The sequence below is a fragment of the Cytobacillus depressus genome, from assembly GCF_008923245.1.
GTDB classification, from domain to species: Bacteria; Bacillota; Bacilli; order Bacillales; family Cytobacillaceae; genus Cytobacillus; species Cytobacillus depressus.
Genome location: NZ_WBOS01000005.1, coordinates 117862 through 141813 on the forward strand (window position 1 = coordinate 117862; position 23952 = coordinate 141813).

Annotated in this window: 27 protein-coding genes and 2 riboswitches; of the genes, 1 reads left to right on the forward strand and 26 read right to left on the reverse strand. The window is 38.8% G+C overall.

Translation table 11 applies throughout. The annotated features are described in order from the left end of the window. Positions 1-20 precede the first annotated feature (20 nt). Entirely contained in the window at positions 21-938 is a 918-nt protein-coding gene (gene lipA / locus F7731_RS13340) for a lipoyl synthase (protein WP_151535288.1), read from the reverse strand. 204 nt (positions 939-1142) lie between these two features. Here lipA and F7731_RS13345 point away from each other — a divergent pair, with 204 nt between their 5' ends. Next, positions 1143-2099 (forward strand): M23 family metallopeptidase, encoded by a 957-nt coding sequence (locus F7731_RS13345; RefSeq protein WP_425482010.1) that lies wholly within the window; start codon positions 1143-1145, stop codon positions 2097-2099. Between the two features lie 84 nt (positions 2100-2183). On the opposite strand, the gene F7731_RS13350 is transcribed toward F7731_RS13345, so the two are convergent. From F7731_RS13350 to F7731_RS13465, 25 genes are all read right to left on the reverse strand, one after another. Further along, a complete protein-coding gene (locus F7731_RS13350; RefSeq protein WP_151535289.1) occupies positions 2184-2891 on the reverse strand; it encodes an ABC transporter ATP-binding protein in 708 nt (235 codons plus the stop codon). Beyond that, complete coding sequence (locus F7731_RS13355; RefSeq protein WP_151535290.1) at positions 2884-3669, reverse strand: ABC transporter ATP-binding protein; 786 nt, start codon at positions 3667-3669, stop codon at positions 2884-2886. The genes F7731_RS13350 and F7731_RS13355 overlap by 8 nt, the downstream gene beginning before the upstream one ends. Before the next feature lies 1 nt (position 3670). Further along, positions 3671-4609, reverse strand: a complete 939-nt coding sequence (locus tag F7731_RS13360; RefSeq protein ID WP_151535291.1) for a branched-chain amino acid ABC transporter permease — start codon at positions 4607-4609, stop codon at positions 3671-3673. A gap of 11 nt (positions 4610-4620) precedes the next feature. Further along, the gene (locus tag F7731_RS13365) at positions 4621-5496 is read right to left on the reverse strand and encodes a branched-chain amino acid ABC transporter permease (RefSeq protein WP_151535292.1); all 876 of its coding nucleotides are present in this window, start codon (positions 5494-5496) and stop codon (positions 4621-4623) included. 129 nt (positions 5497-5625) lie between these two features. After that, positions 5626-6825 (reverse strand): ABC transporter substrate-binding protein, encoded by a 1200-nt coding sequence (locus tag F7731_RS13370; protein ID WP_151535293.1) that lies wholly within the window; start codon positions 6823-6825, stop codon positions 5626-5628. Between the two features lie 269 nt (positions 6826-7094). Then, positions 7095-7418 carry a Na+/H+ antiporter NhaC family protein gene (locus F7731_RS27190; protein ID WP_343032863.1) on the reverse strand — a complete coding sequence of 108 codons (324 nt, stop codon included), beginning with the start codon at positions 7416-7418 and terminating at the stop codon, positions 7095-7097. 9 nt (positions 7419-7427) lie between these two features. After that, complete coding sequence (locus F7731_RS27195; RefSeq protein WP_343032864.1) at positions 7428-7619, reverse strand: hypothetical protein; 192 nt, start codon at positions 7617-7619, stop codon at positions 7428-7430. A 306-nt stretch (positions 7620-7925) separates the two neighbouring features. Then, a complete protein-coding gene (locus F7731_RS13380; protein ID WP_151535294.1) occupies positions 7926-9014 on the reverse strand; it encodes an HD-GYP domain-containing protein in 1089 nt (362 codons plus the stop codon). Between the two features lie 475 nt (positions 9015-9489). Then, a complete protein-coding gene (locus F7731_RS13385; RefSeq protein ID WP_151535295.1) occupies positions 9490-9792 on the reverse strand; it encodes a YunC family protein in 303 nt (100 codons plus the stop codon). A gap of 114 nt (positions 9793-9906) precedes the next feature. Further along, the gene (locus F7731_RS13390) at positions 9907-10752 is read right to left on the reverse strand and encodes a DUF72 domain-containing protein (RefSeq protein WP_151535296.1); all 846 of its coding nucleotides are present in this window, start codon (positions 10750-10752) and stop codon (positions 9907-9909) included. Between the two features lie 82 nt (positions 10753-10834). Beyond that, positions 10835-12232, reverse strand: coding sequence for a Fe-S cluster assembly protein SufB (gene sufB / locus F7731_RS13395; protein ID WP_066291271.1), 1398 nt, complete (start codon positions 12230-12232; stop codon positions 10835-10837). Positions 12233-12305: 73 nt separating this feature from the next. Further along, positions 12306-12743 (reverse strand): Fe-S cluster assembly sulfur transfer protein SufU, encoded by a 438-nt coding sequence (gene sufU, locus F7731_RS13400; RefSeq protein WP_151535297.1) that lies wholly within the window; start codon positions 12741-12743, stop codon positions 12306-12308. Further along, positions 12733-13965, reverse strand: coding sequence for a cysteine desulfurase (locus F7731_RS13405; protein WP_151535298.1), 1233 nt, complete (start codon positions 13963-13965; stop codon positions 12733-12735). Before F7731_RS13405 ends, sufU begins: the two co-directional genes overlap by 11 nt. Next, positions 13965-15272, reverse strand: coding sequence for a Fe-S cluster assembly protein SufD (sufD, locus tag F7731_RS13410; RefSeq protein WP_151535299.1), 1308 nt, complete (start codon positions 15270-15272; stop codon positions 13965-13967). The genes F7731_RS13405 and sufD overlap by 1 nt, the downstream gene beginning before the upstream one ends. 17 nt (positions 15273-15289) lie before the next feature. Next, positions 15290-16075, reverse strand: a complete 786-nt coding sequence (gene sufC / locus F7731_RS13415) for a Fe-S cluster assembly ATPase SufC (protein WP_151535300.1) — start codon at positions 16073-16075, stop codon at positions 15290-15292. A gap of 332 nt (positions 16076-16407) precedes the next feature. Further along, positions 16408-16614 (reverse strand): YuzK family famiily protein, encoded by a 207-nt coding sequence (locus F7731_RS13420; RefSeq protein ID WP_151535301.1) that lies wholly within the window; start codon positions 16612-16614, stop codon positions 16408-16410. A 198-nt stretch (positions 16615-16812) separates the two neighbouring features. Beyond that, entirely contained in the window at positions 16813-17640 is an 828-nt protein-coding gene (locus tag F7731_RS13425; RefSeq protein ID WP_151535302.1) for a MetQ/NlpA family ABC transporter substrate-binding protein, read from the reverse strand. 16 nt (positions 17641-17656) lie between these two features. Continuing rightward, the gene (locus tag F7731_RS13430) at positions 17657-18322 is read right to left on the reverse strand and encodes a methionine ABC transporter permease (protein WP_151535303.1); all 666 of its coding nucleotides are present in this window, start codon (positions 18320-18322) and stop codon (positions 17657-17659) included. Then, positions 18315-19340, reverse strand: a complete 1026-nt coding sequence (locus tag F7731_RS13435) for a methionine ABC transporter ATP-binding protein (protein WP_151535304.1) — start codon at positions 19338-19340, stop codon at positions 18315-18317. The genes F7731_RS13430 and F7731_RS13435 overlap by 8 nt, the downstream gene beginning before the upstream one ends. Positions 19341-19444: 104 nt before the next feature. Further along, positions 19445-19550: riboswitch (SAM riboswitch) on the reverse strand. A 134-nt stretch (positions 19551-19684) separates the two neighbouring features. Then, positions 19685-21001 carry an O-acetylhomoserine aminocarboxypropyltransferase/cysteine synthase family protein gene (locus F7731_RS13440; protein WP_151535305.1) on the reverse strand — a complete coding sequence of 439 codons (1317 nt, stop codon included), beginning with the start codon at positions 20999-21001 and terminating at the stop codon, positions 19685-19687. Positions 21002-21113: 112 nt separating this feature from the next. Then, positions 21114-21214: riboswitch (SAM riboswitch) on the reverse strand. Positions 21215-21334: 120 nt separating this feature from the next. Then, the gene (locus tag F7731_RS13445; RefSeq protein ID WP_151535306.1) at positions 21335-21664 is read right to left on the reverse strand and encodes a hypothetical protein; all 330 of its coding nucleotides are present in this window, start codon (positions 21662-21664) and stop codon (positions 21335-21337) included. Positions 21665-21926: 262 nt separating this feature from the next. Beyond that, positions 21927-22235 carry a thioredoxin family protein gene (locus tag F7731_RS13450; protein ID WP_151535307.1) on the reverse strand — a complete coding sequence of 103 codons (309 nt, stop codon included), beginning with the start codon at positions 22233-22235 and terminating at the stop codon, positions 21927-21929. Positions 22236-22241: 6 nt separating this feature from the next. Beyond that, entirely contained in the window at positions 22242-22598 is a 357-nt protein-coding gene (locus tag F7731_RS13455; RefSeq protein WP_151535308.1) for a toprim domain-containing protein, read from the reverse strand. Between the two features lie 293 nt (positions 22599-22891). Continuing rightward, the gene (gene gcvH / locus F7731_RS13460) at positions 22892-23275 is read right to left on the reverse strand and encodes a glycine cleavage system protein GcvH (RefSeq protein ID WP_151535309.1); all 384 of its coding nucleotides are present in this window, start codon (positions 23273-23275) and stop codon (positions 22892-22894) included. A gap of 80 nt (positions 23276-23355) precedes the next feature. Next, complete coding sequence (locus tag F7731_RS13465; RefSeq protein WP_151535310.1) at positions 23356-23727, reverse strand: arsenate reductase family protein; 372 nt, start codon at positions 23725-23727, stop codon at positions 23356-23358. Positions 23728-23952 lie beyond the last annotated feature (225 nt).

A 23952-nucleotide genomic window follows, 5' to 3' on the forward strand; every position in this document is an offset into this window, starting at 1 on the left:
GCGCTTGCGCTTTTCTTATTTTATGCTTCTTTAAGTTCGATTTCTCCTAATTCTTGCTTCCGTTTAGCTGCAGCATTCACCTGTTCATCTGCATGATAAGAAGAACGTACGAGAGGACCTGCCTCGCAATGGCTGAAGCCTTTGCTTAAAGCAATTTCCTTAAATTCTTGGAACTCATCTGGATGATAATATTTTTCAACTTTTAAATGCTTTTTGGATGGCTGTAAGTATTGGCCAATGGTCATAATATCGACATTATGAGCTCTTAACGCATCCATTGTAGCAATAATTTCTTCTTTTGTTTCTCCAAGCCCAATCATTAAGCTTGATTTTGTTGGAATGTCTGGCTGCATTTCCTTCGCACGGCTCAGGAATTCTAGGGAACGATGATATTGAGCACGGGCTCTTACTCTTGGTGTTAGGCGCTCTACCGTCTCAATATTATGGTTCAAAATATCAGGTCTCGCATCCATAAGCGTTTTTAAATTTTCATAAACTCCACCCATATCGGATGGCAAAACTTCAATGCTTGTGAATGGATTTTTTCTTCTAATCGCTCTAACGGTTTCTGCAAAAACAGCCGCTCCGCCGTCTTTTAAATCATCTCTTGCTACTGCAGTTACAACTACATGCTTTAAGTTCATCAATGCAACAGAATCTGCTACTCGTTCTGGCTCCTGCCAATCCAGTTCGGTTGGCAGACCCGTTTTAACAGCACAGAAGCGGCAGGCACGTGTACAAGTATCCCCAAGAATCATAAAAGTAGCTGTTCTTCTTACAGCCCAGCACTCATGAATATTTGGACATTTTGCCTCTTCACAAACAGTATGAAGGCTGTTTTCCCTCATCATTTTCTTTAGACCAGTATAGTTTTCGTTTGTATTTAATTTTATTTTCAGCCATTCGGGCTTACGTATGTAATCTTCCTTTTTAGCCAATCCCAACATCCCCCTTAAGAGACTAAGCTCCTAAAAATCACTATATGATGCAACTGTAACACATGGTTTACACTAGGACAAGCCGCAAAATTCTGATTACCATTAATTGATATATATTTATTTTTTCAAACATCACAAACTAAATAAGCATAGTACGACGAAGGGAGGATTACATTGAGGATTAAATTTATTGGTATTCTAATATTGCTTCTTTCGATTGTTCCACCAGGAAACGGATATGCCCAATCAAGTAAAAATGAAGTTTATTATAAACGAATGGAGCTTTATAAAAGTATTGAGGCTGTTACTCATATTCCTTGGTATTACCTTGCTGGCATTGACCAGTATGAACGCAATGTCAGGCAGTCACGAAGAGATCTTCCGAAAGCAGAGGGATTAACGGGAATTTACTTTAAGCCCGAAGTATGGGCTGGGATTTTAAATCCTAATATAGATGATGATAATCTTTTGTCCATACAGTTTTTCAATGGGATTGGCCTTGACGGAGATGGGGACGGGAAGGCAAGTTTAGCCAATGATATCGATGTCCTTTATACGTTTGCTCATCACCTTCTTTCTTATGGTACAGATCATGACAATATAAAATTAGGTTTATGGGATTATTATAAGCGTGATAAAACTGTCAGTATCATTATTGGAAAAGCCCGGCTTTATAAGCATTTCGGCCATCTGGATCTGGATCATCATGTTTTTCCCCTTCCATTAAGAAGCGATTATACTTTTAGGAGCACATGGGGAGCCGCCCGCGGCTGGGGTGGCAGAAGAATTCATGAAGGAACAGATATCTTTGCCGGCTACGGTGTTCCCGTTCGTGCCACTGCTTACGGTGTTATCGAAATGAAGGGCTGGAATCGCTTCGGCGGCTGGCGAATTGGGATTCGCGATATTAATAATAATTATCACTATTTTGCTCACTTAAGCGGATTTGCCAAGGATTTAAAGGTCGGACAATTAGTCGAGCCAGGGATGTTAATAGGCGGTGTAGGGAGTTCAGGATATGGTCCTCCAGGCACGTCAGGAAAATTCCCGCCCCATTTGCATTATGGAATCTATAAGGACAATGGCTTTACGGAATGGTCCTATGATCCGTATCCACACTTACGATTATGGGAAAGACAGGAGCGGAATAGAAAGAAATAAGGCGGCTCACGAAACGAGCCCCTTGAACATAAAAAGCTCGCCATCTTCAACTCATGGCGAGCTTTTTTCAAAGGAGCATTTTTCTTAATGACCTCCCAGATAAGCCTTTTTGATCTCTTCACTAGCTTGAAGTTCAGCGGATGTGCCAGAAACGATTACGCGGCCTGTTTCAATAACATAGGCACGGTTCGCTATTGATAAGGCCATATGGGCATTTTGTTCAACTAACAGAATTGTTGTTCCTTCACGATTAATATCCTCAATAATTTGGAAAATGGTTTTCACCATTAAAGGTGCCAATCCCATGGAAGGCTCATCGAGCAACAGAAGCTTAGGCCGTGCCATGATCGCTCTGCCCATAGCTAACATTTGCTGCTCTCCTCCAGAAAGAGTTCCTGACAGCTGCTTTCTGCGCTCCAGTAGGCGCGGGAATGTTTCATAAACTTTTTGAATATCTTTATGAATTTCTTTAGAATCTTTTCTTAAAAAAGCTCCTAATTCTAAATTCTCTTCAACGGTCATATTTGCAAACACGCGGCGTCCTTCGGGTACATGAGAAATCCCTGCTTTCACGATCCCCTGAGCCGCCTTCCCGCTGATTGAATCACCTAAATATTGAATCGTTCCATTCTTTGGTTTAAGAAGTCCTGATAAAGTTTTCAGAAGCGTACTTTTCCCCGCCCCATTGGCACCAATTAATGTCACTATTTCCCCTTCATTTACTTCTAAAGAAACACCTTTAAGAGCTTGAATATTTCCGTAAAAAACATCAATTTGATCAACTTTAAGCATCGTTTGTAACCTCCTCACCTAAGTAAGCCTCGATGACTTTCGGATGATTACGAATTTCTTCTGGTGTTCCATGTGCAATCAGCTGTCCATGGTCTAAAACATAAATCCTCTCGCAAATCCCCATTACTAAATTCATATCATGCTCAATCAATAAAATCGTGATCTTTAATTCATTGCGGATAAAAGCAATTAATTCCATAAGATCATGTGTCTCTTGCGGGTTCATCCCAGCAGCTGGCTCATCAAGCAGCAGCAGCTTCGGGCCCGCTGCTAAGGCTCTGGCAATTTCTAATCTTCTTTGCTGTCCGTACGGAAGATTTTTTGCTTTTTCGTCCTTAAATTTATCCAGTTGGAAAATTTTCAAAAACTCAATTGATTTTTCTTCCATCTCTTTTTCACCGGAAAAGTGGGAAGACAGACGGAAAATTGAGCTTATAATCGAATGCTTCGCTAATGAATGATAGGCTACTTTAACATTATCTAAAACAGATAACTCATTAAAGAGGCGAATATTTTGGAAGGTACGGCTGATTCCCAGTCGAGTCACTTTATACGGCGGCAAGCCATTAAGCCGCTTTCCTTCTAATAAAATCTCTCCCTCTGTCGGCACATACACGCCTGTAAGAAGGTTAAAGCTTGTTGTTTTTCCTGCACCATTGGGACCAATGAGCCCAATTAGCTCTCCTTGATGGATCTCCATATTAAAGCCAGAAACAGCTTTAAGTCCGCCAAACTGGATGCCAGCGTCCTGAACTTGAAGTAACGGTGTATTGCCCATGCTAGTTACCTCCTTTTGCGCTTTTCCACTTGCCAAAGTAATCTGTAATTTCGCGTGTTCCCATTAATCCTTGTGGACGGTATAGCATCACGATAACTAATACAAGGCTGTACATAATCATTCTTGTTTCCGGATAATCCTGTAAGAAAGTCGATACTAAAGTTAATAGAATCGCTGAAATTACAGCTCCGGATAAACTCCCAAGTCCGCCAAGAACGACAAAAATGAGAATATCAAAGGATTTTAGGAAGCCAAAGTTGGTCGGCTGTATGATATAGAAGTTATGCGAATATAATCCTCCAGCCACTCCTGCAAAGAAGGAGCCTATCGCAAATGCAATAACTTTATAAAATGTCGTGTTAATTCCCATCGCATCAGCTGCAATTTCGTTTTCACGGACGGAAATACAAGCACGTCCATGTCGTGAATTTGTAAAGTTCATAATGACTAAGATCGTAATAAATAGACAAATGAACGTGTAAGTCCAAGTCGTTAAATGGGATACCTGCATTCCCGCAGCTCCACCAACATAATCAATATTTAAAAAGACGATTCGAATAATTTCTGCAAACCCTAAAGTGGCAATTGCCAAATAATCGCCTTTCAAACGAAGACTTGGAATTCCAACGATTAATCCAGCTAAAGCAGCGACAATTCCACCAACGATTAAAGCAAGCGGGAAAGGCAGATGAAGCTTCATCGTAAAAATAGCCGAAATATATGCCCCGACGGCTAGGAATCCTGCATGCCCGATAGAAAATTGTCCGGTAATCCCAATAACTAAATGGAGACTGACTGCTAATATAATGTTAATGCCAATAAAGATGAGTGTATTAGAATAAAATGGATTTAAGATTCCAGCATTAATAAGAAATTGAACAGTTCCATAAACAATAATTGATAGAATTAGAAATAGCCAAAATCCTTTTGCCTTTTTCATGTCTCTTTCACCTACACTTTCTCTCTAGCATTCTTACCAAAGATGCCCGACGGTCTAAATAATAGAATTAAAATGAGAATGATAAATGCTGCCGCGTCCCTCCAAAGTGAAAAACCGAATGCACTTACAACTGTTTCTACTACGCCAAGAACAAGTCCGCCGACCATTGCTCCTGGAATAATTCCGATTCCACCTAACACCGCAGCAACGAATGCCTTCAAACCTGGAATAATTCCCATTAATGGGTCAATTTTTGTATAATATACGCCAAAAATAACACCAGCCGCTCCGGCCATAGCCGAACCAATAGCGAAAGTTGCTGAAATTGTGTTATTTACATTAATCCCCATCAAACGAGCGGCATCCATATCATGTGATACTGCACGCATCGCCTTCCCAATTTTCGTTTTGTGTACAATAAATTGCAAAAGAATCATTAACACAATTGATACGGAAAGAATTAATAGAGATTGGCTGCTAATTTGTGCACCAAAAACATCAAACGATTTTTTTGCAAATACATCGGGATAAGCCTCTGGCTGTGCACCACGAACATAGATCACTCCATATTCGATAAGAAGGGAAACACCGATTGCCGTAATTAAAGCTGCTATCCGTGTTGCATTTCGCAGACGCTTATATGCGATTCTTTCAATTAGAACCCCAAATATAGCGCAGACAGTCATAGCCAATAGTAGAGCTGGAAAAAATCCTAACCCCCACCCAGCAATGGCATAAAAACCAATAAAAGCACCAATCATAAAGACATCGCCATGAGCAAAGTTAATTAATTTAATAATTCCATAAACCATCGTATAGCCTAATGCGATTAACGCATAAATACTTCCGAGGGAAATACCGTTGATTAATTGCTGAAGCCATTCCATACCTTTCACTCCCTTTTGTAGGCTTAAACACTGGAGCTTTGCAACTTTTCGACATAATATCCTATTTTTTTTACCATAAGGAATGGAAAATGGGGGGATAGGATAATCCCCCCATTTTCTTGTTTAATCTTAAGGATTAACTTTTGTGTTGAATGTTTGCTTTCCATCAACATACTCTAGAACTGTTGCTGATTTAATTAAATGGTGATTCTCATCAACAGTGATTGTACCGGTGATTAAAGATAAATCCTTAGTAGCAGCTAGAGCGTCTTTAATTTTTTCTGAATCAGAAGTAGTTCCAGCACGTTTCATTGCATCAGTTAAAAGGTAAACTGTGTCATAACCAAGTGCGTTAAAGGCATCTGGGGATTTGCCATTATACTTATCTCCGTAAGCTTTAACAAATTTTTGAATTGTTTCATCTTGATCCTCAGAAGAATAGTGGTTAATGATAAATGTGTTATTTAATGCATCAGCTCCAGCAAGTTCAACAAGCTTCGGAGAGTCCCAGCCGTCAGCTCCCATTAATGGAACATCAATTCCCATTTCTCTTGCTTGCTTAACAATTAGACCAACTTCTTCATAGTATCCAGGGATGAAGATATATTCTGGATTTGCCGCTTTAATTCGAGTTAAAGTCGAACGGAAATCTGTATCTTTAGCTACATAAGATTCTTGAGCAACAATTTTTCCACCAGCTGCTTCGAAAGTTTCTTTAAATGATGCTGCAAGACCTTTTGCATAGTCACTCGCATTGTCTGCATAGATTGCTACATTCTTAACTTTTAAATCGTTTAAAGCGAAGTTAGCTGCAACTGTTCCTTGGAAAGGGTCAATAAAGGCAGTACGGAATACATATTCATTTACTGATCCGTCATCACGCACTGTTACAGTTGGGCTTGTACCAGATGGTGAAACTAGAATTGTTTTATTATCATTAGCAATTTGCGCTTGAGCCACTGTATTACCACTTGTAGCTGCACCGATAATAGCTGTTACTTTATCTTGGCTCGTTAATTTAATTGCACCGTTCGTTGCTTCTGCTGCGTCTGATTTATTATCAACTTTAACGATTTCAATCTTTTTGCCATCAACACCGCCAGCGTTGTTGATTTCTTCAACCGCTAGTGCAACCCCATCAGCAATCCCAGAACCATAAGAAGCTACAGGACCTGAAAGTTCTAAGTTAGCACCGATTTTAATTACATCTCCGCCTTTTGAGCTTGACCCTTCTGAGCCAGCATCTTTACTGCTGTTACAGCCAGCTAGAATTCCAGCCATTAATGTTGTAGCCATTAAGACTGAAGTAATTTTTTTCTTGAAAACCATTTGTTTTCCCCCTCTTCTCTTTCTGATTGTTCTTACAATTCATCTCATAGTGAGGTATTCAAATAAGATGATTAAAAGAATCTCTCCACAACCCACTATGTAAGTCAGCCTAAACTCCTAATTTATATAAATATATTAGGAATTAAAATATTTCTGACTATTTAATATAATATAAAGATAGTATATTATTTTTCAACTAGTCTGTCAAAACATTATTTTCCCAATAATAATATTTTTTTAAAATATTTAATTCAGAAGGTGAAATATATTCAAATATTTATGCTTGATTGTTGTACAAGGTTAGCCATATATTTTCCCGTTTCCAAACGGCCAATTAGATCTGAAATCGCCCAAGCAAAGATTAAAATATAAACAGCTGCCAGTATGGATTTAATCCCGGACAATAAACCTTTCGCAAAAACGCTGCAGCTTACGCCTTTCAGTACAAATGCCTGACGGAAGAATAGGTCCAGTGTAACAGCTAAGCCAAATACGCCTCCTAAAATAGGTGATTTAGAAACATCCGCATTTTCAAAAATCTTAAAAATAGAGGCTTCCCCTTCAGTGACCGCATAGCCTGTCCAAAAAATCATGCCGATCGTTCAGACAATTAAAGTGAGAATTGGCCACATTAAATCACCGACAAACCCTTTCTTGCTTGTGGGGAGATCTTCCTTAAGTTCACCAGCAAGCGGTTTGTTTGGGTCAAATAATAGCCTTTCCTTCACCGGACGATATTCATGAGCCTTCATCGGGCCAATTTCAAAATTTCTAATTGAAACAATGAATCCCATCACTAAAGTCGCCCAAACGTAAAAATTCTTTGGAATCATTTGGAGGAAAACCGAAAACGCCAAGAACTTAGTAATATGTTAGTTGAACTTATCGGGCACTTATGGGCTGTTGGATCTCCCGCCTTAAATTTTATTGTTTTCTCAACTTCTTGAATTGGGAGTCTTACAAGCCCGTTAATCTGCGATAAATTTGTCCTCCTATAGTAAAGAGAAGTTTGAAATCTTTTCGGACAATAAAAAGAGCAATGATAGAGATGAATCTACCATTACTCGTAGTATGCAATCTAAATTACCTGTTTCAAGTTTTCACTTAGAAGTAGTATCACAGCCTATAATAACGACATTTAAATCCTGTTTTAAGTCGATTTCATATGGGATTCCCCTCTCCCCATTATGTTCCATTATCCGAATACGGGGGCGATCACCTAAGCCAGTATTTTGACCTGAAACAATGCCTTTTCGTCCATCATTAAGGACAACTGACACTCCAACAGGATAAATGGCGACGGCAAAGCGGAAGGCTTCAACCACTTTCTGATCAAATAAAGTCCCCGAACCCGCATAAAGGATCTCAACCCCTTCACTTGGAAGCATCGCTCTTCGATAAACTCGGTTAGAAGTTACCGCATCAAATACATCTGCAACCGCAATTATTTTACCAAAATAATGAATATCTGATCCTTGCAGCCCTCTAGGATAGCCCGTACCATTTATTCTTTCATGATGTTGGTAGGCACAATGGGCTACTAAAAGAGGAATCGTATGTACTTTTCTTAAAATCTGAAAGCCTTCTTCAGCATGTTGTTTGATGGACTCAAATTCATTATCAGTCAATCTTTCTGGCTTTAACAATATATCTAACGGCACTTTAAGCTTACCTATATCATGAAAAAGGGCTCCTAACCCCAGTATTTCAAGTTCTTTTGAAGTCAGCTTTAATTCCATTCCAATGGCTAAAGCATATAAAGTGACATTCAATGAATGGGTAAATATATAATTATCGTATGTGTATGCTTCAGACAGAAGGTTTAATAATTCTGACTTCCCCTTTATTTCGGATAAGAGATAGCGAATTAATTCAGAAAATCTTTTAGATGCACGTTCAACAACAAATGAACTCGTCAATTGGGGGTCATTTTGAATTTCTTGAAAAGTGGCGCTTATCGTTTGAATCGCTTCCCTGCGCATAGGGTCTGACAGAGTTCCTTTATATTCTATATCCTCCGTACCTTCTTCTTTAATAAAGATATAACTAATTCCTAAGTCTTGAAGGCGCTGAATCATCACGTCTTTTAGCATAATTCCTTCATTCAGCAATATTTGACCTTTTTCATTGTATATAGCTTTTGCAAGAATTGTTTCGGCTTCTACCGAAGTTGTTGCGACTAATCTCATGAATTACACCTTTTCGTTGCAAAATTTCACTTCATGTAAGAAAAGCGGAAGCGCCTCGCTCATCCCCGACAAGCACAAGACGAGCCTCCCGGAAAGGTGAGCTCTACCTTTCAGGATTGGCTTGTGACCTCGAGGTCGACAAAAACGCGACGTCCTCCCAAAAGCTTCACTTTTGGTCGTGCGATGAATCGCTGACGAAGTCTTCCTTGTCCTGTCGCATTGTCGACACTAGTACGTCCTGTACGTCGGGGGTAGGCGCTGGAGCTAGACATTTCTCTAACTTGAGAAATGCATATTTTCTTTACTCTCAAAATAGATTATATCTTCAAAGTTTCATTTAAATATTTTTCTTGTTTTTACGACATTTTTCCTATATATTCTACATTAACCTTTTATTCAGAGAAAATTCAACCTACTATAGTCCCTTTTTTATATAAAAACAGGCACAAAAAAAGGCATCCATGAGCTGGCATGCCTAAATCATTTTTAATAATGCTTCTTTACCGATCATTCCCTTTTGGATTCCTAAAGCCTCTGCTTCATATGTGACTGATTCAAGCGGAGCATTTAGAAGCTGATCAATAGTTTTCACACCAACCGCTCTTCCCGCAATGACTTTGCGGTCCTTGAGCTTCTCATTTAATAATGCGACATCAAGGGCACCGCACATAATATATCCTTTATCATTCGTCACAACAAGTAGATTTGTTTTTGGCAATTGCACGGAGACACATAGAAATGAGTGTCCCTGTATGTCTATTGGCTTTACATCAATCAATAAAAAACACTCCTTTCCCTATCCAATACAAAGTATGCATCGCCAGGAGAAAGCGTGTATTGTATATTCAAACCTGCGTCCGTGTGAAATTTCAAACACGGGTGGTCCCATACTTCAAAATAAATTCAATTGCCTAGGGGCTAAATCCTTGTATTTAATATTCAATAAGTCAATAAACTGCTTCGCATTGTCGGCTGCATCTCCGCCGGAATTATTGTTAAAAACGACAAATACAGTTTTGCAGCTTTTTTTAAGATTTTTAATATGTACAGCCCACTCTGAAAGCTCCTGCTTATTGTATCGGTATAAATATCTTACTTCCCTCCAGTTCTCAGCATTTTTCTTTTGCCATCCATGAACGTTTCTGCCGTGAAAGCGAACAAGCACTTTATCTTGACCTGCTGTTTCAAGCACAACTGGAATGGAACCTTCTCCAGCTTGAGGTTCATCACAGATGGAATGAATCCAATTCTCTTCTTTCATAAATTGGATTGTTTTGTCTTTATAATCAGGCTTAAACCATGACTGATGCCTAAACTCCAATGCACATGGAATATCGCCCATCTGTTCTTTACACCAGCGCAAGTAATCTACATTTTGCCGCTTACAATCAAACCACGGCGGAAATTGAAATAATACCATCGCCAATTTATTTCCATCCATATATGGCTGTAGTGAATCTTTAAATGCTGCAAACATTTCTTCTTTATCTTGAAAAAGAATTTTGCCTCGTTCATGCCCAGTCATCCCCTGGTAGGCCTTTACGATAAATTGAAAAGAATCCGGAGTGTCAGTCACCCATCTTTCTGAATTTCTTTTTGGCTGTATCGCGTAAAATGATGAGTCCACCTCTACCGTTGGAAAATAGCCTGCATATTCCTTTATCTTATCTCGCGAATTAATATTATGCGTATATAAGCTATCGTGATCTCCCCAACCTGTTACTCCGATTAATATCATAGGGACACCTCCTTGAAAACATACTAGCATATTTTAATAAAAAATCCGCTTACCCAAATAGGTAAGCGGATTTTCTTATATATTAACCAATAGAACCTTCCATTTCGAACTTAATCAAGCGGTTCATTTCAACAGCATATTCCATTGGAAGCTCTTTCGTAAATGGCTCGATGAAGCCCATTACGATCATTTCTGTTGCTTCTTCTTCAGAAATACCACGGCTCATGAGGTAGAATAATTGCTCTTCAGATACTTTAGAAACCTTTGCTTCGTGCTCTAAAGAGATGTTATCATTCATGATTTCGTTATATGGAATCGTATCAGAAGTTGATTGATTATCCATGATTAACGTATCACATTCGATATTAGCACGAGCTCCATCTGCTTTACGGCCGAATTGAACGATTCCACGATAAGTAACCTTACCACCTTGCTTAGAAATCGATTTCGATACGATTGTTGAAGAAGTATTTGGTGCAAGGTGAATCATTTTTGCTCCAGCATCCTGGTGCTGACCTTTACCTGCTAATGCAATGGAAAGAGTCATGCCACGAGCGCCTTCTCCTTTTAAAATAACAGCTGGGTATTTCATTGTTAATTTGGAACCGATGTTGCCGTCGATCCATTCCATTGTAGCATTCGCTTCACAAACGGCACGCTTCGTTACAAGGTTGTATACGTTGTTCGCCCAGTTTTGGATTGTCGTATAACGGCAATATGCATCCTTCTTAATGATGATTTCTACAACCGCACTATGAAGCGAGTTAGTTGTATAAACAGGAGCTGTACAGCCTTCTACATAGTGAACATGTGCGCCTTCATCAACAATGATTAATGTACGTTCAAATTGACCCATGTTTTCAGAGTTGATACGGAAGTAAGCTTGTAATGGTGTTTCAACCTTAATTCCTTTTGGAACGTAGATGAATGATCCGCCAGACCAAACAGCAGAGTTTAGTGCAGCAAACTTATTGTCTGTTGGTGGAATCACCTTCGCCCAATGCTCACGGAAAATGTCTTCGTTTTCACGAAGTGCAGAATCTGTATCTTTAAATACGATACCTTGCGCTACTAGATCTTCCTGCATGTTATGGTAAACAACCTCTGATTCGTATTGAGCAGAAACCCCTGCTAAATACTTTTGCTCCGCTTCTGGAATTCCAAGTTTGTCAAACGTTTGCTTGATTTCTTCCGGAACTTCATCCCAAGAACGCTCTGTTTTTTCAGACGGTTTAACATAATACGTAATTTCATCAAAGTTTAATGACGCTAAATCTCCGCCCCATTGCGGCATTGGCATGCTGTAGAAATGCTCTAAAGATTTCAAACGGAAGTCTAGCATCCATTGTGGCTCTTCCTTCATTTTTGAAATTTCTTCAACGATTTCTTTCGTCAAACCGCGTTTGGATCGGAAAATGGAAACGTCTTTGTCGGCAAAACCGTATTTGTAATCGCCGATTTCAGGCATCTTTTTTGCCATCGTCGTATTCCTCCTTAAAAGTGCCAAGCACCATTCAACTAGATGCCAGACACGTAATTAGTTGTTTAAAAGGCTATTCCGAATCTTCTCTTAAGCCTTTTTCCATTGCTTTCCATGCTAACGTGGCACATTTAATGCGTGCTGGGAATTTGGCAACTCCCTGTAGTGCTTCGATATCCCCGAGGTCTAAATCAACATCATATTCTTTCCCCTGCATAATATGGGAGAAAACCTCTGAAAGCTTCAAGGCATCTTCTATATTTAAACCTTTAATCGCTTGTGTCATCATGGAAGCTGAGGACATCGAAATGGAGCATCCTTCCCCTTCAAATTTCGCGTCAGCAACTATGCCATTTTCAAGCTTTAACGTCAACTGAATACGATCCCCGCATGTCGGGTTATTCATATTAATCGTTAAGCTATCGTCTTCTAAAACCCCTTTATTGCGGGGGTTTTTATAATGGTCCATAATGACCTGTCTGTATAGAGTGTCTAAATTATTAAAAGACATCGCTGAAATACTCCTTTGTTTTGACAAGCCCTTTCACAAGCTTATCAATCTCTTCTTCTGTATTGTACAGATAGAAGCTTGCTCGCGCTGTCGCCGAAGCCTTTAACCATTTCATAAGCGGCTGTGCACAATGATGGCCAGCACGGACAGCAATTCCTTCAGCATCCAATACAGTTGCAACGTCATGGGGATGGACATCGTCAAGGTTGAAAGTAACTACACCAGTACGCTTCGATGCTTCTTTTGGACCGTAAATCGTAATGCCCTCAACCTGTGACATTTGTTCCAATGCATAAGCAGCAAGCTTATGCTCATGTGCCTCAATATTATCTAAACCAATCTCTTGTAAGAAATCAATGGCGGCTCCGAGCCCAATTGCTCCGGCGATAATCGGTGTACCACCTTCGAACTTCCAAGGAAGTTCCTTCCAAGTAGATTCGTATAATCCGACAAAATCAATCATTTCCCCGCCAAACTCAATCGGTTCCATGTTCTCAAGAAGAAGTTGCTTTTTGCCATAAAGTACGCCAATCCCCGTCGGACCGCACATTTTATGACCAGAAAATGCAAAGAAATCACAGTCTAAATCTTGAACATCCACTTTTAAATGTGGTGCACTTTGTGCACCATCTACAACCATGATCGCTCCATTTTCATGAGCAATTTTTGCTATTTCCTTAACTGGGTTTACAACACCAAGCACATTGGAAACTTGCATAATTGAGACGATTTTCGTATTACTTGTAACAAGTTCTCTTACATCATCAAGTGAAATCGTTTCATCCTCCTGAAGGGGAATATACTTCAGAACGGCACCAGTTTGCTTCGCTACTTGCTGCCAAGGAATGATATTACTATGATGCTCCATGTAAGAGATGACTATTTCATCGCCCTCTTTAAGTTTTGCTCGCGCATAGCTTGAAGCAACTAAGTTAAGGGCCGTTGTTGTTCCTCTTGTAAAAATAATTTCTTCCGTTGATTTCGCATTGATAAATTTTCTAACCTTTTCTCTTGCACCTTCATAGCCGTCAGTCGCTCTCGTTCCTAGCGTATGGACGCCTCTGTGTACATTAGAGTTATATTCACGGTAATATTTATCAACCGCTTCAATAACCTTGACAGGCTTTTGCGATGTAGCTGCACTGTCAAGGTAAACAAGCGGGTTCCCATTGACTTCTTGATGCAAAATTGGAAATTGTTTGCGAATATCCTGGATATTCATTATTTTACTTTCCTTTCGATAACTTCCACAAGCTGTTTGCTAACTCCCTCGATTGGAAGTGCATTAACAACTGGTGCAAGGAATCCATGAATGACAAGTCGCTCTGCTTCTGACTTCGGAATACCACGGCTCATTAAATAATAAAGCTGAAGTGGATCCACACGTCCAACAGATGCAGCATGCCCTGCTGTAACATCATCTTCATCAATTAAAAGAATTGGATTCGCATCTCCGCGCGCCTTTTCATTAAGCATTAGAACGCGAGATTCCTGTACCGCATTGGACTTAGAAGCACCATGCTCAATCTTTCCAATTCCGTTAAAAATGGATGTAGCAGAATCCTTCATAACGCCATGCTTAAGGATAAACCCTTCCGTATTCTTGCCAAAATGAACAATGCTAGTTGTAAAGTTTTGCGTTTGATCTCCGCGACCTACAACAACCGTTTTCGTATCACCGAAAGATCCATCGCCGATTAAGTTTGTTACATTCTCATAGATTGTGTTGCTGTCATTCATTAATCCAAGAGCCCATTCAATACGTGCGTCTCTGCCTGCAACACCGCGACGGTTTACGTAGCCAGTCAGTCCTTTAGCAAGTGTATCAACTGCCCCGTATTGAACTTTCGCACCTGATTTGGCAATAACCTCAGTCACGATATTGAATATGCCACTTGTAGATTCCATTGTGGAAACATAGTTCTCAACATAAGTAACCGAACTATTATCTTCCGCGACAACAATAACATGATTGAAAAGAGTCGCTTTTTCATCATCGTGCATAAAAACAGCTTGAATTGGTTCAGCTACCTCTACATTTTTTGGCACATATAAGAAAACTCCACCATTAACTAATGCAGCATGTAAAGCAGTTAAACGATGCTCATCTGCTTTAACTCCCTCAGTCATAAAGTATTTTTGGAGTAATTCACTATGCTCTCTTGCTGCAGTAAAGATGTCCGTAAAAATTACACCCTTTTCCTGCAGTTCTTTTGAAACGGAGAGATAAGTAGGTCTGTTATTGCGTTGAATATATAAATTTTGCTCAGAAGCTTCAAGATTAATCAGAGTTTTAACATCCTCTGGAAGCTCATTTAAGGATGAGAAATCTTCACTGCCTACAATGTGGTGAGCAAACTGTGTTAAATTCCAGTTTTTAATATTCGTTTTATCTGGTTTAGGCATTGGCAGATTTTCAGAGTTTGCAAGGGCCTGTAAACGAAACTCTGTAAGCCAAGCTGGTTCACCCATATCTTTTGAGAAGGAGCCAATATACTCCTTATCAAATACTTTTGTTTCTGTTGACATAATGATCCCCCTTACAATTACGCTTCTTGGCCAACCGTCTCGTCTTCAATACCTAGCTCTTTCTTAATCCAGTCGTATCCTTCTGCTTCAAGGCGTTGTGCAAGCTCAGGACCGCCTGATTTAACGATACGTCCTTGCATCATAACATGTACGAAGTCAGGTGTAATATAGTTTAGAAGACGCTGATAGTGAGTAATGATTAAGCAACCGAAATCTTCTCCGCGCATTTCATTAATTCCTTTAGAAACAACCTTTAACGCATCGATATCTAGACCTGAATCGATTTCATCAAGGATTGCGATTTTCGGCTCAATCATCATAAGCTGAAGAATTTCGTTACGCTTCTTCTCACCGCCCGAGAATCCTTCATTTAAATAACGCTGTGCCATATCTGGATCCATTTCAAGGAATTCCATTTGGCTGTCCATTTTGCGGATGAATTTCATTAATGAAATCTCATTGCCTTCTTCTTGACGGCTATTAATGGCTGAACGTAAGAAGTCTGCATTCGTAACTCCGCTAATTTCACTTGGATATTGCATAGCTAAGAAAAGACCTGCACGTGCACGCTCGTCAACTTCCATTTCTAATACATCTTCATCATCTAAAGTAACACTTCCATTTGTTACTTCATATTTTGGGTGTCCCATAATTGCTGATGAAAGCGTAGATTTACCCGTTCCGTTAGGGCCCATGATAGCATGGATTTCTCCGCCTTTTATTTCAAGATTTACCCCTTTTAATATCTCTTTGCCTTCAATTTCAACATGAAGATCATTAATTGTTAACTTAGAACCTGCCATTACAATACCTCCATCAATAAAAGAAGATTTATCTTACGGCATAAAGCCGTAACCCTCTATTCTCATTTTATTCTCATTACAATCTTATAACAAATGAAAAGTATTAGCAACTCTTTCAAGCGGGTTACCACTACCCACATAGTATAAACCTGATTCATATGTATTCAAAGTAAAAGCCTGAAAAAGGAACCTTTTTCCTCACCCTTATCATTCCCTCATCCATTATGTTCATGTATGAAAGCGGGTGACGTGCATTTTATCACTCATTTGAAAAAAAGGGGATCAGCATTCATACTGATCCCCCTATTTCTTTCATTAATATATAGTTGATTTTAAGAGTGAAGCTTTCTTTCAAAATTGGCAAGCATGCGCTGGCTTTGCATATATTCCGCTTGGCGCTTCTTCTCAACTTTCATCCTTACATCGTGCTTTTGGCAATACATTGCATAGCCAACACCATGAGATCCACGCATTGCTTTTTCCATATCACTAGTATAATTTAATTGCAGCTGGTTAATAAAAACCAATCCCTTCGACATATTGATTTAAATTCATATAGAAATTTTACATCCACAACTTTTTAATGACAATGTCGAAATTAACCGATTTTTTTTGCAGAGAAATTAAAAAACGCCATTAAAACGCTTACATCCATATCATACTCAAAATATTAGTTTTTTTTATTATAATACACACAAAAAAGCAGGCACCTTTGTGTCTGCTTTTTTGTGTGTTTATTATTGAACTGAAATTACAGCACCTTGGTATTTCTCTTTAATAAAGTCTTGTATTTCTTTTGACTTAAGAACTTCTACTAATGTTTTAATTTCTTCACGGTCTTTATCCTCTGCCCGCACTACAACTAAGTTTGCAGGAACAACATCACTGCCCTCGAATGCTATTCCATCTTCTTTAATGTTAACTCCGCCTTCTAGTGCATAGTTTGTGTTGATTGCTACGGCATCACCTTCTCCGCTTTCAAACGAAGTAGCTAATAATTTCGCTTCAATTAATTTAGAGAAATCTAAGTGCTTTGGATTTTCAACAATATCTTCAACCCTTGCTGAAGCTCCAACTCCCTCTTTCAGTTTAATGAGTCCTTCTCTTTCAAAAATAGGCAAAATACGTCCATGGTCACTAAACGAATCACTCATAATAATTTTGGCACCATCTGGTAGATCTTTTAAGCTTTTATATTTCTTAGAATAAATCCCGATTGGTTCTTTATGAATTTCACCAACACTTACAAAGTCATAGTCCTTGTTTTGCTTCATTTCAAGCTCAAGATACCCAGGCGTTTGGAAGTAATTCGCATCAAGCTCTTTATCTCTTAATGTAACATTCGGCAAAACATAATCAGTAAAAACCTGAATTTCTAAATCAATGCCCTTTTCAGCTAATAAAGGTTTTGCTTCTTCAAGTATTTCAGCATGTGGAACAGCTGAGGCACCAACCACTAATTTTTTATTTCCACCTTCACTCGAAGGCTCTTCTTTTTTACCGCCGCAAGCCGCTAAAGCGACAGAAAGTAAGGCGATAACTAAAAAACTAAATACTTTTTTCATTTTTTTCTCTCCTTTATCATCGTTTGTCTGTTTTCTTTGTAAAATAATCACCAACGAATTGGATGATAAATACTATTATTAGAATGGCTACCGTTGCAACTAAAGTGACAACTGGATTATTTCGCTGAAAACCTTCTAGATATGCAAAGTGACCTAAACCACCTGCACCAATGACCCCTGCCATTGCCGTAAAACCTACTAATGATATAGCAGTAACAGTGATACCTGATATTAATGCCGGTAAAGATTCAGGGATTAGTATTTTAAAAATAATTTGACTGTGATTAGCTCCCATAGATTGCGAAGCTTCAATGACACCTTTATCGATTTCCCTTAATGCAATTTCAACCATTCTTGCGTAAAAAGGAGCAGCTCCAATAATAAGTGCAGGTAATGCAGCGTTTGCACCAAGTATTGTTCCAAGTAATAATTTTGTAAAAGGGATCAGTAAAACAATTAAGATAATAAAGGGAATTGATCTAAAAACATTCACTATGGCAGCAATGAACGTGTTGGAAAATTTATTTTCCCACATATTCCCTTTATCTGTCAAAAATAAGAGCATTCCAAGTGACAACCCTAAAATAAATGTCGCAAGAACTGAAATCGTTGTCATGTAGATGGTTTCTTGAGTAGCAGTTATTAATTTTTCCCATTTAATCATCTCGATGAATTCAGCCATTCGCAATCACCTCCACACCCACTTGTTGCGTGCCAATAAACTCAATTGCACTTGCAATCTCTGATTCGGCACCTTCCAAATGAACAAAAAGGGTGCCATATGAACCATTTTGTGTATGTGAAATTTTCCCCTGCAAAATATTCACAGTTATATCGTATTTTCGAATTAATTCAGTGATTAAAGGCTGTCCTGTAGTATCCCCTACAAAGGTTAGCTGAACCACTTGACCTGCAGGAAATTTCTCAAGGAGATGTTCAATCGTCTCTTTCGTTTCCTCCGGTTCAGTAACTTGCTGCACAAAACGTTTTGTAATAGGCTCCTGCGGATTTTTAAATACTTCTAAAACCGGACCAATTTCGACTACTTTTCCGCTCTCCATCACCGCAACTCGATGGCAAATCTTGCGGATAACATGCATTTCATGTGTAATCAGGACAATCGTTAATCCTAATCGTTCATTAATATCTACTAATAATTCAAGAATCGAATCGGTCGTTTGCGGATCAAGCGCTGAGGTTGCTTCATCACATAACAAAACTTTTGGGTTGTTTGCCAATGCTCTCGCAATACCGACCCGTTGTTTTTGACCGCCGCTTAGCTGAGATGGATAGGCATCCTCTCTTCCTTCTAGCCCGACAAGCTTAATGAGTTCATCTACTCGTTTCAGCCTTTCCTCTTTGGCAACACCGGCAATCTCAAGTGGAAATGCAATGTTTTCCCTGACTGTCCGTGACCACAGCAAGTTGAAATGCTGGAAAATCATACTGATATCCTGTCTTGCTTTTCTTAAGTTTTTCCCTCTAATATGCGATACTTCATTATTCGCAACAACGACAGAACCGCTTGACGGAATTTCAAGTCCATTTAACATCCGTATCAATGTACTTTTCCCAGCCCCACTATATCCAATGACACCGAAGATTTCTCCCGCGTTTATTTCTAAATTCACATCATCAACTGCCAAAACTTGGCCTTGCTTAGATGGATAAACCTTTTGTACATTTTTTATTGAAATCATTTTTGTTGTCACCCTCTTTACATCCGATCTGTCATATCAATATCTTCCAATATAGAAAATGCCTTTCTGTCCTGAGGGCAGAAAGGCATAAACTTTTATTCCTTCCCTCATCTCCCAAAGCAATTTTGCTTCGTGTGAATTGGCACCATTTCATAAAATGACGGTTGCCGGGTTTCATCGGGCACATCCCTCCACCTCTCTTGATAAGAGCATTGCATCTATATTCGATTTATTACTTAAGTTAAATACTTCAACATTACGAATGATATCATATCAAGTTATAAAGAGAGCGTCAACAGTAAATATATGACGCAGGTGATTATTTTACTTACTAATGAATGATTTTAAGCATTGGCAGTTAGGGATGTGATCCCAGTCGCAGCTTCAATGGCCTGCTCTAAATCTTCAATTAGGTCATCTGCATTTTCAATTCCAATTGATAGACGTACTAAATCTTCTGGAACACCTGCAGCCTTCAGCCCTTCAGAATCAAGCTGCTGATGGGTTGTGCTTGCCGGATGAATGACTAAGCTTTTGGCATCGCCAACGTTAGCCACATGTGCCCATAATTCGAGATTATTAATGAATTTCGCCCCGGCTTCTCTGCCTCCTGCAATGCCAAATACGACGACAGAGCCAGCTCCTTTTGGTAAATATTTATCAGCTAATGCTTTATCTGGATGACTTTCGCTTCCTGGATAGAGAACCCAATTCACAGCTGGATGAGCTTCTAAATATTCAACTACCTTCCTCGTATTGGTAATGTGCTCCTTCATTCTTACGTGTAATGTTTCAAGTCCTAATGTAAATTGGAAAGCATTCTGCGGGCTTAATGCTGGACCGAAATCTCTAAGAAGCTGAACTCTTGCTTTAATAATATAGGCGATAGCCCCTAATGCCTCGCTATATACAAGGTTATTATAGCTTGGGTCTGGCTTGGTGAATCCAGGGAATTTTGGTGAATTCCAATCGAATTTCCCACCGTCAACAATGATTCCCCCAGTTGTTGTTCCATTCCCTAGCAGCCATTTCGTAGCGGAGTGAACAACGATATCTGCTCCATACTCGAAAGGTCTGCACAAATACGGAGTAGCAAAAGTATTGTCAATGATAAGTGGAACTCCATTCTCGTGTGCAATTTCTGCTACTTTTTCGATATCAAGAACCTTTAGACTAGGATTTCCAATCGTTTCTGCAAAGACCGCCTTCGTTTTTTCTGTAATTGCCTTCCGGAAATTTTCTGGATCTTCTGGATCGACAAACTTTACTTGAATGCCGTATTTCGGTAGTGTTACGGCAAACAGGTTATACGTCCCGCCGTAAAGATTTGCGGCTGCTACAATTTCATCCCCTGCTTCAGCAATATTGAGAATTGCTAAAGAAATAGCTGCCATTCCGCTTGAAACGGCCAATGCGCCAACTCCGCCTTCTAGCAAAGCGACTCTTTCTTCAAAAACCGTTGTTGTCGGATTGTGAATCCGTGTATAGATATAGCCCGGCTCTTTTAAGCCAAATAAATTGGCTGCATGTTCTGTATCTTTAAATTGATAAGCATTGTTTTGGTAAATTGGTACTGCTCTTGCTCCTGTAACAGGATCAGGCTGTAATCCGCCATGAACTCCTAAAGTTTCGAATCGATAGTTTTTTTGCTTCTCCGACATCTTTTTTTCTCTCCTTTTTAAGCGCAGAACACCTGCATGAGTTTTCATTTTTTCTTTAATAAAAGAAGAGTTGAAAAAACCCTCTTCACAAGAAGAGGGTTGGTATCATCTCTTCTTATCTACCAGAGCCATTGCTCTGCTGGAATTAGCACCGCGTTTAATACCGGTTGCCGGGCTTCGTAGGGCCAGTCCCTCCACCTCTCTTGATAAGAATATTTAGTTAGTATACTTAAGTTTAAAGCGATAATATCATAAGGGTTTTTAGCAGTCAAGATATATTTAAGAAATTTCAGACTAAATGGATTAATTTTTAAATTCAAAAATGTGATTACATCAATTTTTACAGAGTAAGAAGAGAGATTCTAAGAATAGCAATCTACGAAAGGTTGCATCAGTTGCAACGTCTTTTCCTTTTACTGCATCTCTTAGCTTTTGTTCACCTTCTAATATGGAATGAATGATTTCTTCTGAACCTGAAATGGTAGCATCAAAACTTTGATGTTGACTGGCAATTTTAACAGAACTATTTCCATCATGAAATGTTAGTGGAATCTCCTTATTCCCAGCTTTAATACAAAGCGAAAAAGTAGAGTCTCTAAATAATTTCCTTAAATGTGTTTTCTCGTTCATTACTTCAATAAATTCAGTAACTAAACTTCCCATATAATCACCCCAAATGCATTACGTAACTTTCCCCCATTTATGTCTATTCCACTAATAAATTAATGTACCTTTAACTTTCGCTCGACATTTTTAAAGCAAAAAAAGACAATGCGTCGACTTTTTTCAGCATTGTCTTTCATTTCCCGAGAAATTAATTTAATTTTCTAGCTATATTTAAATATTTATTTGTCTATTTATAGTTTTGAAGCATAACACGTTGTAGACATACTCTAGACTAAATACTGGAAATGCCTTCCCGATTTTAGTGAACACTAGTTATTTTATCTAATAAATATGGAACTGAGTGGAATGCGTATGTTTTATCTTCCAGCTTGCCCTCATTAATAATAATAAGGCAAGGAACACTTTCTATCTCTAATTGTTCGCCAAAGGTCGGCATATAATTCAAATCAGCCTTTCCAATAAGCAGATCTGGCATAAGTGCTTCAATGACTTCTAGCATTTTACTAGCTACCTGACATGTGCCGCATAATGGTGTATAAAAATAGAGCAAGCCTGATTTACGTTCTTGGATTAGTTTCTCGATTTCCTTCTGTGGCCATTCCTGCAATGATGATCATCCTTTATCTAAAAACTCTGTATATACATCAATGTTCGCTGCTAATAATACAGTTGCAAGATGATGTTCTGGCGCAGTTGCAACCTCGCGATACATCCGGTCAATATAAAGATGCTCAGCCTCCGGAAATTCTCTTTTAAATTGCTTTCGAAGTTTTTCTCCAGCTGCATCAGCATCCACCAATATAAAAACATCTTTATCATAAAGCATATCAATTAATTCATCTAGCTTTGTAACTCCAATTGTTCCATTTGTGCAAACAATTTCAATAGGTTCACTGACAATTGCCTGTACCTTTCTTTTATCTGTCGTGCCTTCTACAATAATTACTTTTTCTGAAATCGCCTCATCCATTATCATCACCTGAATAGAGTTGTTATTTTATCCAATGGGCTTATTCTCCATTGGCGAATTTACTTCTACCATACCATATTCAATATTCTGGCATATGGTGTTGAACTCCTGCTTTTTTCAAATTTTTATTAGTTTGCCACATAATTTCATTAATCAAAAGTCGTAAATTAATTTGGAGAGAATAAAGTTTTTATTATTAAATAGGAAAAGGGAGTACCAACTTAATGGTAACTCCCTTTTCCTTTTTCTGCAAATAGATTATGTATAAAGCCCATTTGCGAATGACCTTCTAATTAGTCTTCCTTCACCATTGCTTCATATTGTTCAGCAGTCATTAATTTATCAAGTTCGCTTGAATCTGATAGCTCAACAACAACCATCCAAGCTTTTTCATATGGAGATTCGTTGACGAATTCAGGATTATCGCTTAAATCTTCGTTTACAGCAACAACCTTTCCGCTTACTGGGGAATAAAGCTCAGATACTGTTTTAACAGATTCTACGCTTCCGAAAGGCTCGCCCGCTGTTACTTCGTCGCCTTCTTCTGGAAGCTCAACGAATACAATATCTCCAAGCTCAGATTGAGCAAAGTCAGTAATTCCAATACGTACTTGCTCGCCTTCTGTTTTTACCCACTCATGCTCTTCTGAATAACGTAATTCTTTTGGTGTGTTCATTCTTAATCCCTCCATAATTCTTTCATAGTTGATCGAGTATTCGATCTCTTTCTACATCATGGCAAAAAGAATGATGTTTTTCAATCCTTTTCGTCATCAAGCCATGTTTTTTTAAAATCTTCTTCCTTAAAGCCAACTGTTACCTTCTGGCCGTCTGTTACGATGGGACGTTTAATCAGCATTCCATCAGTTGCCAGCAAATCAAGCAATTCATCCTCTGATGAGGTTTTGACCTTATCCTTTAATCCGAGTTCACGATACTTCATGCCACTCGTGTTAAAAAACTTTTTGATGTCCAAACCGCTTTTTTCGTAAAGATACTTTAGCTCGCTTCGGGAAGGCGGATTTTCAACAATATGAACAGCTTCATAAGCTATCTGGTTATCATCTAACCACTTTTTAGCTTTACGGCAAGTGCCGCATTTCGGATACCAATAAAAAGTATGTGCCATGTTTTCACCACCTTATTAGAAGGCGCTTTCGCAATACTAGGTTATTTTTCCAAACCTATTATTTATTAATTAAATTCTACCATAATATTTTTGTAATTCATAACTTTGGCTCCAATATACATAATTCGAGCTTTTTTTCATATTTCCTTCTTTTTGCGAAATTTTTTTTACAAAAAAAAAAGAGACGGACACCATCAATTGGTGCCAGCCACTTTTATCCTTATT

Coding starts and splice junctions, on each gene's coding strand:
- F7731_RS13405 (WP_151535298.1), bottom strand. CDS start 13,965: ATGAATATCCAGGATATTCGCAAACAATTTCCAATTTTGCATCAAGAA.
- F7731_RS13465 (WP_151535310.1), bottom strand. CDS start 23,727: ATGGCACATACTTTTTATTGGTATCCGAAATGCGGCACTTGCCGTAAA.
- gcvH (WP_151535309.1), bottom strand. CDS start 23,275: ATGAACACACCAAAAGAATTACGTTATTCAGAAGAGCATGAGTGGGTA.
- sufC (WP_151535300.1), bottom strand. CDS start 16,075: ATGGCAGGTTCTAAGTTAACAATTAATGATCTTCATGTTGAAATTGAA.
- F7731_RS13355 (WP_151535290.1), bottom strand. CDS start 3,669: ATGGGCAATACACCGTTACTTCAAGTTCAGGACGCTGGCATCCAGTTT.
- F7731_RS13365 (WP_151535292.1), bottom strand. CDS start 5,496: ATGGAATGGCTTCAGCAATTAATCAACGGTATTTCCCTCGGAAGTATT.
- sufU (WP_151535297.1), bottom strand. CDS start 12,743: ATGTCTTTTAATAATTTAGACACTCTATACAGACAGGTCATTATGGAC.
- F7731_RS13350 (WP_151535289.1), bottom strand. CDS start 2,891: ATGCTTAAAGTTGATCAAATTGATGTTTTTTACGGAAATATTCAAGCT.
- F7731_RS13390 (WP_151535296.1), bottom strand. CDS start 10,752: ATGATATTAATCGGAGTAACAGGTTGGGGAGATCACGATAGCTTATAT.
- F7731_RS13380 (WP_151535294.1), bottom strand. CDS start 9,014: ATGAGATTAGTCGCAACAACTTCGGTAGAAGCCGAAACAATTCTTGCA.
- F7731_RS13455 (WP_151535308.1), bottom strand. CDS start 22,598: ATGGATGAGGCGATTTCAGAAAAAGTAATTATTGTAGAAGGCACGACA.
- F7731_RS13435 (WP_151535304.1), bottom strand. CDS start 19,340: ATGATTTCAATAAAAAATGTACAAAAGGTTTATCCATCTAAGCAAGGC.
- F7731_RS13360 (WP_151535291.1), bottom strand. CDS start 4,609: ATGAAAAAGGCAAAAGGATTTTGGCTATTTCTAATTCTATCAATTATT.
- F7731_RS13430 (WP_151535303.1), bottom strand. CDS start 18,322: ATGGCTGAATTCATCGAGATGATTAAATGGGAAAAATTAATAACTGCT.
- sufD (WP_151535299.1), bottom strand. CDS start 15,272: ATGTCAACAGAAACAAAAGTATTTGATAAGGAGTATATTGGCTCCTTC.
- F7731_RS27190 (WP_343032863.1), bottom strand. CDS start 7,418: ATGATTTTTTGGACAGGCTATGCGGTCACTGAAGGGGAAGCCTCTATT.
- sufB (WP_066291271.1), bottom strand. CDS start 12,232: ATGGCAAAAAAGATGCCTGAAATCGGCGATTACAAATACGGTTTTGCC.
- F7731_RS13420 (WP_151535301.1), bottom strand. CDS start 16,614: ATGTCGAAGGGATTGGTTTTTATTAACCAGCTGCAATTAAATTATACT.
- F7731_RS13445 (WP_151535306.1), bottom strand. CDS start 21,664: ATGGGAAGTTTAGTTACTGAATTTATTGAAGTAATGAACGAGAAAACA.
- F7731_RS13425 (WP_151535302.1), bottom strand. CDS start 17,640: ATGAAAAAAGTATTTAGTTTTTTAGTTATCGCCTTACTTTCTGTCGCT.
- F7731_RS13440 (WP_151535305.1), bottom strand. CDS start 21,001: ATGTCGGAGAAGCAAAAAAACTATCGATTCGAAACTTTAGGAGTTCAT.
- F7731_RS13370 (WP_151535293.1), bottom strand. CDS start 6,825: ATGGTTTTCAAGAAAAAAATTACTTCAGTCTTAATGGCTACAACATTA.
- F7731_RS27195 (WP_343032864.1), bottom strand. CDS start 7,619: ATGGGATTCATTGTTTCAATTAGAAATTTTGAAATTGGCCCGATGAAG.